The organism is Duncaniella sp. (genome assembly GCF_029054785.1).
Lineage (GTDB): Bacteria > Bacteroidota > Bacteroidia > Bacteroidales > Muribaculaceae > Duncaniella.
The window spans coordinates 23848-35366 of sequence record NZ_JAIDEN010000144.1; the positions used below are offsets into that span (position 1 = coordinate 23848).

Below are 11519 nucleotides of genomic sequence, written 5' to 3' on the forward strand. Positions count from 1 at the left end.
TTTTTTCATATCCACAGCCCTCATCCTAACATTTTGCCGCCATCTATTGGCTAAAAGCGAATATTTCACTATCTTAGCACCGAATTTCACCACCACACACAAGCAACCGGACTATTGGCGACACACAATATCCACGACCGATCATTTTTACAATCAATCACACATAAGGGCCATGACATCTCTTTCTGACAAATCACACAAATTCCTGCGGCTGATCTTTGCGATGCTGCTGATCACAAGCTCACTCAACAACGCCGGAGCCCAGACCGAACCGGAACTCGTGCGCTCGGAAATCGGTGACAAAGCCTCGGCTAAAGACGGAGGAATCACCATCACAAACATCGGCAAGAAACAGCAGTTCAATGCCTCCCGACAGTCATCGTTCGACACCGACATACACTCGCCCAAGTCTGCTGCCTTCCACCCCGACGGCTCGCGCTTCTATGTGAACTCACTCGAAGGATGCCGCACGGTGGTCTACGATACCAAAAGCATGCGCAAGCTAAAGGTGATCAGCCACAACTTCAAGCGCGGCAACGGAAGCAACTGGACCTCATCGCAGCATTACAGATGGGAACACTACCCCAACGGCGCGCAACGCCCGTTCAGCGGCAAGCCGGTCGAAATGACCTTTTCCCACAACGGCACCTACCTCTGGGTGCCATACTACCGGCGCACATTCGACATCAACGCCCAGGATCCCTCGGCTATGGCTGTGATCGACACGCGCTGCGACTCCATTGTCCGGATGTTCGACACCGGCCCTCTTCCCAAAATGGTCGCGACATCCAACTCAGGCAAACTGCTCGCCGTCACCCACTGGGGCGACAACACCGTGGGACTGATCGACATCTCCTCGACCAACCCTGCCGACTGGCGCCATCTCGCGCCGGTAACCATCGGCAACAAGCTGAAACTGGACTATCCGCTCGACGAGTCAGTCAACCGCGATGCCAATTCCGGCTATCTGCTGCGCGGAACGGTCTTTCTGCCCGGCGACCGACACATGCTGATCGGGTGCATGGCAGGTTCGATCGCCGTTGTCGACCTCAAAACGATGAAACACATCGGATTCATCAACAACATCTCCAATGTGCGCCATCTCGCAATCAACCGCAACAACCTTTTCGCCTCATGCAACGTCAACGGAATGGTGTGGAAAATCCCGGTCGACAGCATCAACAGCGCCATCCGCACAGCCACAGCCTCAAACCGTCGCGCCATCAGAGCCAACGGATGGAAAGGCTGCAAGGTCGGTGCCGGTGCCCGCACTCTCGAAGTCTCACCCAGCGGGAAATATATATATGTGGCCTGCAATTTCGCCAACCGCATTGACATCGTAAACACAGCGACCATGAAACTGGAGACATCGATCAGATGCGACTCCTACCCCGTCGGCCTCGGACGCTCAGACGACGGAAAATATATCGTTGTCACCTCCCAAGGCCGCAAACGCCGCGGAGGAAACGCCGTCAACATATTTTCCGTGAGCGAAAAATAAAAAATAACAGATTTATTACCCGATGGCAAACTATTCCATCCGACGGCTAACGAATGTTAATCAAAACCAATTCCAACCACAGATTAGCAAAATAATGTTAAACAAAAGATGTTTTTAAGCATAGATATTTGGCATGTCCCAAAAAGTGCCTACCTTTGTACCAGTTTTTCATGGTATTAGATTTAAGGTAAGAAGATTATTCGTCGAGATGACGGATAATTTTTTTTATGCGCGAATTTTGAGTAAATTTGCAGCCACATTATGAAAAAGCATATCCTCGTAATTTTCACCATACTTGCAGCCGGACTTCAGGGTTTCGCCAAAGACACCACACCCTCCGACTCGCTCTCATACTGCTGGCGCATAGTCCAGCCGCTCGGCCTGCGCGAACGCGCGCCGATGGACACCCTGCTCAAGAACTACTATCTCACAGCCGTTCCGAGTTCGGTCAGTCCGGCTTTCGCCACGACAGGCAACCAGACCTCAGCCGGAAAAAACATGATCTTCATGGATAGCGAGCCGATGAGCGACTTCTTTTTCCGCGATGCAAAGCTCTTCTGGATACCGACCACAGAGAATATGCGCTTCTTCAACACCCGCATCCCTGTCACTCAGCTGGGCTACAATACCGGCGGAGGCCGCGAAATCGCCCAGGACTATCTGCGCATGCTCTTCTCCGGCAATGTCAACAAACGCACACAGATCGGCGCCCGCGTCCACTACCCCTACTCCAAGGGAAGCTATGAGTATCAGGCATCCAAAGGCTTCTCGTGGGGCCTTTCAGGATCTTACATGGGCGACCGCTACGAATTGCAGACCTTCTTCAACACCTATAATTTCCTCAATAAAGAAAACGGCGGCATCACCGACGACCTCTATATCACCGACCCTGCCGAAATCCAGGGCGGTGTCTCGACAATCAATCCCAAGAGCATCCCGACCAACCTCTCGGCAGCCCACTCACGGGTGCGCGGACAGCAGTTCTACATGAACCACCGCTACAAGGTCGGCTACTGGAAAGAGACCCGTGACGAAACAGACTCGGTCATAGCCCGCGAATACATTCCCGTGTCAAGCTTCATCTGGACACTTGACTACAAGGATTCACGTCACCGTTTCACCAACACCAGCACCAGTGAAGGCAAGGAATTCTGGGCCAACCACTATCTTGACGCCGACGCCACCTGCGACCGCACTAAGTACAATTCACTGCGCAACACCGTCGGCATCTCACTGCTCGAAGGCTTCAACAAATACGCCAAAGCCGGACTCGCAGCCTTCCTCACCCATGAAGTACGCCACTACTGGCAGACACCGGACACAATAGCCATCTCAGGCGATGAGCGCCCGGCAGGCCTCACCCCCTATCCCTTCAGCTCCCGCCTCAAACCGAAAGAGACTCAGAATCTGCTCTATGTCGGTGCCCAGCTCACCAAACAGCAGGGCCATCTGCTCAACTACGAAGCCACAGCCGAGATCGGTCTCGCCGGACCGGCGGCCGGAGAGGTCAAAGTCGAAGGCAACGCATCGACCCATATCAAGCTCCTCGGCGACACCGTCTCCGTCAAAGCCTACGGCCATTTCAGCAACACCACGGCGCCATATCTGATGAACAACTACATCTCCAACCACTTTGCCTGGCAGAACGATTTCGGAAAGATCAGACGTGTGCGCCTCGGAGGCATCCTTGACCTGCCCCACACCGGTACCAACATCAATGTCGGGGTGGAGAACATCCAGAACCACATCTATTTCAACGCCGACGGCCTTCCGACTCAGGAAAGCGGAAATGTCCAGGTGTTCAGCATCCGCGCACAGCAGAATCTCCACTGGCGCGCGCTCAACTGGGACAACACCATCATCTATCAGACCTCATCGAACGATGCCGTCATACCGCTGCCAAATCTGGCCGTCTACTCCAACCTCTACCTGATGTTCCGCATAGCCAAAGTGCTCCACGTGCAGCTCGGCGTCGACTGCAACTACTATACCAAGTACAAGGCACCGGCCTACCAGCCCGCAACTATGGCCTTCTGCAACCAGCGCGAGATCGACTGCGGAAACTATCCTTTCATGACGGCCTATGCCAACATGAAACTGTCGCGCGCACGCTTCTTCGTACTCTTCTCCCACGTCAACCAGGGCCTCATCGGCGACAACAACTACTTCTCGATGCCCCACTACCCCCTCAACCCCCGCCGCTTCCAGATGGGCGTGATCGTCGACTTCTCCAACTGACCGGGCTGACATCCCCTGCCAACCTTTTTCCACGGGCCGATTGTTTATATACTTGAATGTATCAGACAATCCGCCCCAATGACACCTGACGAAAAAAATAAAAACACACCCGGCACACACCACAACCACATTGCCGAATTTCTCCGCGGTCCGCGCGCAAGCATCCTCCTGTCGCTCATTCTGATCGCCGTCGGAGTGATCGTATCAGTCAAAAGCTGCTCATCGCCCGTCAGCAACAACGGCTATGAGTATGTCCGGGCCAAAGGCGACACCATCAATGTGGCCATTGACTACTCCCCCATGTCACTCTACCGCTACGGCGACTCGCTTGCAGGATTCAACTACGAGATGATGAAGCAGATGGCCGCGCTTTACGGCGACAATGTAAAATTCTACCCAGTCTCCTCCGTCACCGCCGCACTCGATGAACTCAAGCGCGGAGTCTACGATGTGGTCATCTCCGACTACCCCGTGACAGCCTCCCGGCGCGACAGTTTCCGCTTCACCGAACCCGTCTATCTTGACCGGCAGGTACTGATCAGCCGCGACACCACGCTCCGTTCGCGCCTCGACCTTGCCGGCAAGGAAGTCTGGGCCGTAGGAGGCACCCCGATCGCGGAACGCCTGCAAAACCTCAGCCGCGAGATCGGTGACACGATAATCCTGCGCCACGACTCCATCCACAGCGCCGAACAGCTGTTCATGCTGACCGCCATGGGACGCGTCCCACGCGCCGTGATCAACGAAGCCAAAGCCGCCAGACTCGCCGAAGACTATCCCGAAGTCGACATCACCACCCCGGTCTCCTTCACCCAGTTCCAGTCATGGGTCGTCAACAAAGACAATCCTGCCCTTGCCGACACCCTCGACTCCCAGATCAGACGCTTCAAAGAGACAGCGCAATATGCCGAACTTGTCAAACGCTATCTGACCTCCGCAGCCCGCACGGAAGAATAAAATAAGAGGTCGTTTAACGACAGACTCCAAGGCGACCGACTGCCATCCGGCAAGGGAGCCCTCTCCGGAAACTCTCAACAAATTCAAAAGCCCGCGTGTTATTATATTACACCGAGTGATACGGCTGGCTCGCCCCACGTTTCAGTTCCCGTCACCTCCCGTTCAGACAAACACACACGAAATAATACTGCAAAATCAATTTCAACTATTAACAAAAAACACAACTCGTTATGAAAACGCTAATCGAAAAATTCTGGGGACAGACCCGCTATTGGTGGGTAGTCCTCGCAGCGGGAATCCTAATGGTAATCTGCGGTTTCGCTTATTGGTTCTGGCCCGTGGCCGGTTATGCCGTCGCCTCCCAGATCTTCGGATGGCTGCTTGTACTTGTAGGCATCGTCCAGCTCCTTGTTTCTTCCGGTCCTAACCGCGGCAGAGGCTGGGGATGGTGGCTTGCAGGAGGTGTGATCGACATGTTCATCGGCTTCCTCATGGTCCGCAGCGTAGTCCTCTCCGAAATGGTCTTCCCCTATTTCATCGCCTTCATCTTCATCTTCTGGGGCATCAGCGCACTTTGCAGCGCAGTCAACCAGAGCGGACGCCGCTACTGGTGGTTACAGCTCATCAACGGCATCCTGCTCATGCTCATCGGCTTCTTCTTCATCGAAGCAGGCTGGGTACAGGACATGGCAATGACAAGCTTCCTCACCTCACTCGCCTTTATCTACTGGGGCTTCACACTGGCCATGCTCTCCTACGACATGAAACCCATAGACCGCCGCTAAACCGGTTTGCGTTGATTAAATGATATACCTGAGGCCCCCGCCACCCGCGGAGGCCTCAGTTTTCATACACCCCTAAAATTCAAGCACTCTGACACATCAATAAGAAATTCCGGTAAAATCAAATTTGGTCGGTTGGAGGAATTTGATTACTTTTGTAGTCGGTCTGCCTTTTGCGGCTGACCGTTTTTAATCACTCCGAAAAAACTCAGATCATAATATGGAAGTTACAGGAAAAATCATCGTGGCTCTCCCCGAAGTGGGCGGCCAGTCCCAGAAAGGAAACGCTTGGAAAAAGCGTGAATACGTGCTCGAAACACAGGAGACTTATCCGCGTAAAGTGTTCTTCAACTTTTTCGGCGACCGCGTCGACCAGTTCCCTCTCCAGGTAGGCCAGATGGTTAAAATCAGCTTCGATATCGACAGCCGCGAATACAATGGCCGCTGGTATGTCGACATCCGCGCATGGAAAGCAGAGGACGCTTCAGCTGCCGCAGCCGCTCCCGCTGCTTACGGCGCACCCGCAGCTTACGGTCCCGCCCAGCAGATGCCTCAGGGCTACGCCGCACCCGCCGCAGTACCCGCGCCTCCGGCCCCGGACCTCACTCCGTCAGCCACTGACGACCTGCCTTTCTAAGAAAGACAAACATAAACCAATCATAACAAAGGAGACAGCAGAGCCGACAAACGGCCTGACTGTCTCCTTTTGTTGTATCCGCACCACACCCATACCCCCTCGGCACCACGGCAAAAAAATTGCTGCAAATAAAAGAAATCCTTGCAACCTGAGTCGGTTACAAGGATTCTGCCTTAGTGGCGGGGGCAGGACTCGAACCTGCGACCTTTGGGTTATGAGCCCAACGAGCTACCACTGCTCCACCCCGCGATGTCATTTTCGTGGTGCAAAGGTAGGGACTTTTATCATCTCCTCCAAATAATAATGCGCATTTTTACAGTTAAATAAAGTTAACACAAATCCGACACAAACATCAAGTTCCATATTTCACTTGATTTTCAGGCGATTTACACCAAATCCATTTTAACGAGCATTCTTCCCAAAAACTCTCCAAAAAGAAAAGTCCCGAAGGCAGGATGGTTCCACAACCTTCAGGACTCGACTTAAAAAAACACTTTTCTATTATAGGAACGTCAGGTTCAGTTCGGTTTTAAGAGGTTGTTTAAAAACAAGAGTTAAAATCTGAGTGGTGTATCTTTTAGATAAATCGTTGTAAATGAGAAAGGAGCCATATCCACCTCAATACTTTCGCTCAGATTTTAACTATTGTTATTAAATGTACGACCTCTAAGAGAGAATCAGCGTCAGAAGTTCTAGCCAATACCCATAAATGGAATAATGTTTCCACAGAGAGTTCCCCCATAGACCGGCACGGTATATGTTGCTCCGGCCAACAGATTTATATGTCTGACGTGCCACTGGAAACCGACTTCCACAGGTACTGACGATTTCATCTTAAAGCAATCTTCTTTTTCGACAATCACGCCTCCAAATCCAAGACCGAAGAAGCAGTTCCAATTAGGCGACAGCGTCTTGATCGCGCCAAAAGTCACAGCAGGCGCTACCTTGTCTTGAGTACTATAATCTAAATACTCCTCGGCACGGGAAATAACGGCTTTACCATACCAGCCCCAGCTGCGGCCATAGTGTCCGAACATGAGTCCGACGCTAAATCCGGATTCAAAGTCATCGTCAGCATCCAACAGAGGGCCGCCAAAGGCACTGATGAAACTGCGGCTAACAGGCTCATTCCGTCTGATGCGTGGAGCGACAATCCGTTTGCGGGGCTTGCGGGCAGGACGCTCGACAGAGGTATTGATGACGGGATAGGCGAACGCAATCACGCTGTCGGTGCACTGCCCGTTGAGCTTCGCAAGCATCTCGGCATCCTCGGCGGTCATCGTACGGAAATTTGAATATGTGGCCGGATAACCGGTGACAGTCAGTGAGCCGCCACGGAAAAGGCCGCGACGCTTCACGATATATTGCGGTTCCACCAGCACATCGGCATTCGTTTCTTCAAGAAGCTGGGCAGTAGCCGTCTCCTTCTGAGACTTGAGCGAGACTGTCGACAGCGGATTCCATTTCCATTCCGTTGTCTTGGTCTGTTTCTGCTTGCCGACATTCATATCGGCCACAGTGAGATTATAGACATTGGTGTCGACTCCCGCAACCTGCGATGTATGCTGAATGGTGGAACACGAACTCAGCGCCAGTGCTACACCGGCAGCCAAAATCATGTTTCTCTTCATAGTGGGCCGCTTATTTGAGAGCATTTACAACCTGAGCCTCGGTGACGGTTGTCGGATGAACGTTGGTGTATTTTGCAGGATAGCCCTTGACAGTGACATATTTCACCTTGGTCGAGAACAGACCGCGTGTTTTCTTCACTTCATACTGGGGGGCCACAAGCACGTCGGCATTTCCGTTAGCCTCAAGAGCCTTGGCGACAGCCGCACGCAACACAGCCTTTTCGCCGGCACGCCGGTAAGTGTTGTTCGGAGTGAAGGTGTAGGAAATCTTCTCAGGTGAAACTTTCAGGTCGGCATTCGAGCGGTTGTAGACCTCGGTATCCACTGCTTCTGTCGAGGCAGTATGTGTGATTGTCGAACAAGAACTAAGTGCAAGGGCTGCCACAGCAGCAACGAAAAAATACTTTTTCATAATTGTGTGATTTAATTGGTTAAAAATTTGACGTATAATTGTTTTTCACGCCACAAATTAAATATTTATCCACAAATACCCCCCCCGATAGTTAAAGTTGGTTAACAGAACGAAATTGCCGCCCTTTCACCTCCGACCCGATTGTTTACATATAATCCGCAGGACCGGTGATCACGCTTCAATCTGAAAAATAGCTGGGTCAGGACAGCTACCCCGTCCCGATGATATGATTATTCGGGGAATATTTGTAAATTTGCAGCTATGCAGACAGGAAACTCAATTTTCTCACAGATGCCGCCTGTAACAAAGAATCTGATCATCATCAATCTGATCGTCTGGCTGGCAATGTTCGTACTTCCGCGCCATCTGGGAGCGGACCTTGAGACCTATGCCGGTCTCCATTATTTCAAGGCCGCAGATTTCAACCCGGCCCAGTTGTTCACATACATGTTCATGCACTCTACGGGGAGCTTTGCCCACATATTTTTCAACATGTTCTCCCTCTTCATGTTCGGCATTGCCCTGGAGCGCACTTTGGGAAGCGCGCGCTTTCTGTTCTACTACGTCTCCTGTGGAGTCGGGGCCGCTCTCATCCAGGAACTCACCTGGGCGCTGACCTGGGAAGACACATTTGTCAGACTGATCGCCAAGACTTCCGACGTAGATTTCGCCGAAGCCCGCGAGTTCATCAGCAACGCCGAGTTCACTTCCGAGGGCAAAGCCTGGCTGGCACGCAACCTCAACATGTTTGTGACCATCGGCGCCTCAGGTGCCGTCTATGGCATCCTCCTGGCCTTCGGTATGCTCTTCCCCAACGCCCCTCTCTACCTCTTCTTCATCCCGGTGCCGATCAAAGCCAAATATATGGTTATCGGCATGGGCGTGATCGAAATCCTCATCGGACTGAGCGAAGCCGCAGGCCGAAGCGACGGTGTGGCCCACTTCGCCCATCTCGGAGGCATGATTTTCGGCTTCCTCATAATTCTCTACTGGAAAAAGAAAGGCACTTTCCATGGCGGTTTCTGACACTCTGCGACAGATGAAACGGGGTTTTTCGGCCTCGACTATGCTCATGAAGATCATCTGGATCAACATCGGGCTTTTCGTCTTGCTGCGTCTGACAGCCATCGTCGGCATCTTCGGCGGAAGCCATGAGCTGATCAACACGGTGCTCGACTATGTCCAGCTGCCAAGCTCGCCTGCGCTACTGCTGACCCGACCCTGGACCCTTCTGACATACATGTTCGCCCAGTATGACCTGATGCACATTCTCTTCAACATGCTATGGTTCTACTGGTTCGGCACACTGTTCATGATGACAGCCACACCCCGGCAGCTTCTTGCCCTCTATCTGCTCGGCGGCCTGGGCGGAGGTGTGCTCTTCATTGCCGCCTACTGCGGACTGCCGCTCTTTGCCGGCCATACGGGAATGCTGATCGGATCGTCGGCCTCCGTCATCGCAATCGTGACCGCCACGGCCATACTGATGCCCGACTTCAGGATGAACCTGCTCTTCATCGGCGCAGTCTCCCTGAAATGGATAGCGATAGTCACCATTTTCCTCGTCCTCATCGGAGTGAGCGGCAGCAATGCCGGAGGAGAGATCGCCCACATCGGAGGAGTGGCCGTCGGAGCCATCTACGCCCTGCGTCTCAGACGTGGCCACGACATCACAGCCCCCTTCAACCGCGCGTTCGACAAGATTGCCAACGCCTGGAACAGCCTGACCGCTAACGCCCGGAGCAAAAGCCGTCCGGCAACCGGCAACCGGCAACCTTTCAGCAGCCGGGACCGGCAGTCACCGAAGCCCGGCAGCGCGGAACCCTCGTGCAGCCGTTCAGACCGCGAAATCCTTGACTCGATACTTGACAAAATAAAAAAATCAGGCTATGCCGCCCTTACTCCCGAAGAGCGCCAGCGCCTTTTCGATGTAAGCCGCAAAATCAAATGAAACTCCGTCCGCACCGCCCAATCAGATCGACGGTCCTCGCCATCGGCGTGGGGCTCAACCTATTTGTGGCCATGCTCACAACGCTTGCCGCCTATGGAGGCACGTTCGATCCGGACACACGCGTGATCATGGCCATGATAGCCATGACACTCCCGGCGGTATTGTTTCTCGGACTGATCCTCATGATCGCCGACCTCTTTTTTGACCGCCGTCTCGCACTGATCATCCTTGCCGGATGGCTGGTGTCATTGCAGCCGATTCTCAACTTCTCACCGCTCCACCCCTTCGGCAACCGCCTCTCCGAAAACGAAAAAGAGCGCTCATTCACGCTTCTCACATATAATATATTACACTACTACGATTTCCGCGGCGAGAATCCGGAACTGGAAGCAAACGCAACCATGAGCTATATCCTCTCCACTGACGCCGACATCCTCAACCTTCAGGAAGCCGGAGAGAATTCCGATGACAAAGGAAAACTGGATTTCAGCGAGTCAGGAGCCAGACTCCACAACGACTACTGGCACCTCAGCCAAAGCCAGCTCGACTCACTCTATCAGCGCTACCCCTATCGCTCCCTCGACCTCAACAACAATCTGTTCGTATTTTCAAAATACCCCGTCACTCCGGTCAGACTCGACATTCCCGCAAAGCGCCACAACGTCATGAGCTGCTACCGCATCGACATCAAAGGCCATCCGGTCCACCTGATCAATGTTCATCTCAAGTCCATCGGCCTGACCGATGCCGACAAAGCCCTCTATAAAGATGCCCTGCGCGATGTCCCTGACAGCAAACACCAGCTCAAGAAAGAGATCAGCGATGTCAAATCACAGCTACTGAGCAAACTCGCCGTCGCCTTCCGCGACCGCGCCGCAGAGGCCAGGACTGTCCGCAGCGTCATCGACTCCATCGGCGGCCCCTTCATTGTGGCCGGAGACTTCAACGACATCCCTGACTGCTATGCCATCCGCACAATCCTCGGCAACGACATGCACGATGCCTATGCGGATGCCGCCTTCGGCCCGGCCATCACCTATCACGGCGACAATTTCTACTTCCGGATTGACCAGGTGCTCTACCGCGGACCGTTCAAAGCCGTCGACATCCGGCGCGGACCTGTGGCCTCAAGCGACCACAACCCGTTGCTGACCACCTTTCTTTTTGAAAAGACAGCAGCCGGACAATAGGAAACCTATCACAAATCACCCAATTACCCAATACCCTCTGAACACATGAACAAATTATTAACAGCCGCCCTCGGAGCCATCATGCTTCCGGCGACACTAAGCATTCCGGCAGATATGACTGCACAGACGCGCCAGAATCCGTTCCTGGCCCCCTACGACACCCCGTTCGAAATCCCGCCCTAAGACAAGATCAGCTATGACGACTATCTCCCCGCAAACG

Annotated in this window: 11 protein-coding genes and 1 tRNA gene; 9 read left to right on the forward strand and 3 right to left on the reverse strand. The window is 53.2% G+C overall.

The window, feature by feature from the left end; genetic code table 11:
* Positions 1 to 172: 172 nt before the first annotated feature.
* From K2H17_RS08920 to K2H17_RS08940, 5 genes are all read left to right on the forward strand, one after another.
* Positions 173 to 1501 (forward strand): hypothetical protein, encoded by a 1329-nt coding sequence (locus K2H17_RS08920; RefSeq protein ID WP_300133882.1) that lies wholly within the window; start codon positions 173 to 175, stop codon positions 1499 to 1501.
* A 261-nt stretch (positions 1502 to 1762) separates the two neighbouring features.
* On the forward strand, positions 1763 to 3739 hold the full coding sequence (locus tag K2H17_RS08925) for a putative porin (protein ID WP_300133883.1): 1977 nt from the start codon (positions 1763 to 1765) through the stop codon (positions 3737 to 3739).
* Between the two features lie 78 nt (positions 3740 to 3817).
* A complete protein-coding gene (locus tag K2H17_RS08930) occupies positions 3818 to 4696 on the forward strand; it encodes a transporter substrate-binding domain-containing protein (RefSeq protein WP_300133885.1) in 879 nt (292 codons plus the stop codon).
* A gap of 230 nt (positions 4697 to 4926) precedes the next feature.
* On the forward strand, positions 4927 to 5481 hold the full coding sequence (locus tag K2H17_RS08935; protein WP_300133887.1) for a DUF308 domain-containing protein: 555 nt from the start codon (positions 4927 to 4929) through the stop codon (positions 5479 to 5481).
* Positions 5482 to 5698: 217 nt separating this feature from the next.
* Positions 5699 to 6115 (forward strand): DUF3127 domain-containing protein, encoded by a 417-nt coding sequence (locus K2H17_RS08940; protein ID WP_300133889.1) that lies wholly within the window; start codon positions 5699 to 5701, stop codon positions 6113 to 6115.
* Positions 6116 to 6292: 177 nt separating this feature from the next.
* Here K2H17_RS08940 and K2H17_RS08945 read toward each other — a convergent pair.
* From K2H17_RS08945 to K2H17_RS08955, 3 genes are all read right to left on the reverse strand, one after another.
* Positions 6293 to 6364 (reverse strand) — tRNA-Met (locus K2H17_RS08945).
* A 443-nt stretch (positions 6365 to 6807) separates the two neighbouring features.
* Positions 6808 to 7746: a hypothetical protein gene (locus tag K2H17_RS08950; protein ID WP_300133891.1), complete on the reverse strand. Its 939-nt coding sequence runs from the start codon at positions 7744 to 7746 to the stop codon at positions 6808 to 6810.
* Positions 7747 to 7756: 10 nt separating this feature from the next.
* Positions 7757 to 8158, reverse strand: a complete 402-nt coding sequence (locus tag K2H17_RS08955; RefSeq protein WP_300133892.1) for a lipoprotein — start codon at positions 8156 to 8158, stop codon at positions 7757 to 7759.
* 291 nt (positions 8159 to 8449) lie between these two features.
* Here K2H17_RS08955 and K2H17_RS08960 point away from each other — a divergent pair, with 291 nt between their 5' ends.
* From K2H17_RS08960 to K2H17_RS08975, 4 genes are read left to right on the forward strand one after another with little or no spacing between them, the layout of a single operon-like run.
* Positions 8450 to 9184: a rhomboid family intramembrane serine protease gene (locus K2H17_RS08960; RefSeq protein ID WP_300133894.1), complete on the forward strand. Its 735-nt coding sequence runs from the start codon at positions 8450 to 8452 to the stop codon at positions 9182 to 9184.
* Positions 9185 to 9197: 13 nt separating this feature from the next.
* Entirely contained in the window at positions 9198 to 10109 is a 912-nt protein-coding gene (locus K2H17_RS08965; RefSeq protein ID WP_300133896.1) for a rhomboid family intramembrane serine protease, read from the forward strand.
* Positions 10106 to 11299 carry an endonuclease/exonuclease/phosphatase family protein gene (locus tag K2H17_RS08970; protein ID WP_300133898.1) on the forward strand — a complete coding sequence of 398 codons (1194 nt, stop codon included), beginning with the start codon at positions 10106 to 10108 and terminating at the stop codon, positions 11297 to 11299. Before K2H17_RS08965 ends, K2H17_RS08970 begins: the two co-directional genes overlap by 4 nt.
* 45 nt (positions 11300 to 11344) lie before the next feature.
* Positions 11345 to 11482, forward strand: coding sequence for a hypothetical protein (locus tag K2H17_RS08975; protein WP_300133900.1), 138 nt, complete (start codon positions 11345 to 11347; stop codon positions 11480 to 11482).
* Positions 11483 to 11519 lie beyond the last annotated feature (37 nt).

Coding starts and splice junctions, on each gene's coding strand:
- K2H17_RS08975 (WP_300133900.1), top strand. CDS start 11,345: ATGAACAAATTATTAACAGCCGCCCTCGGAGCCATCATGCTTCCGGCG.
- K2H17_RS08960 (WP_300133894.1), top strand. CDS start 8,450: ATGCCGCCTGTAACAAAGAATCTGATCATCATCAATCTGATCGTCTGG.
- K2H17_RS08930 (WP_300133885.1), top strand. CDS start 3,818: ATGACACCTGACGAAAAAAATAAAAACACACCCGGCACACACCACAAC.
- K2H17_RS08950 (WP_300133891.1), bottom strand. CDS start 7,746: ATGAAGAGAAACATGATTTTGGCTGCCGGTGTAGCACTGGCGCTGAGT.
- K2H17_RS08935 (WP_300133887.1), top strand. CDS start 4,927: ATGAAAACGCTAATCGAAAAATTCTGGGGACAGACCCGCTATTGGTGG.
- K2H17_RS08970 (WP_300133898.1), top strand. CDS start 10,106: ATGAAACTCCGTCCGCACCGCCCAATCAGATCGACGGTCCTCGCCATC.
- K2H17_RS08925 (WP_300133883.1), top strand. CDS start 1,763: ATGAAAAAGCATATCCTCGTAATTTTCACCATACTTGCAGCCGGACTT.
- K2H17_RS08940 (WP_300133889.1), top strand. CDS start 5,699: ATGGAAGTTACAGGAAAAATCATCGTGGCTCTCCCCGAAGTGGGCGGC.
- K2H17_RS08920 (WP_300133882.1), top strand. CDS start 173: ATGACATCTCTTTCTGACAAATCACACAAATTCCTGCGGCTGATCTTT.
- K2H17_RS08955 (WP_300133892.1), bottom strand. CDS start 8,158: ATGAAAAAGTATTTTTTCGTTGCTGCTGTGGCAGCCCTTGCACTTAGT.
- K2H17_RS08965 (WP_300133896.1), top strand. CDS start 9,198: ATGAAACGGGGTTTTTCGGCCTCGACTATGCTCATGAAGATCATCTGG.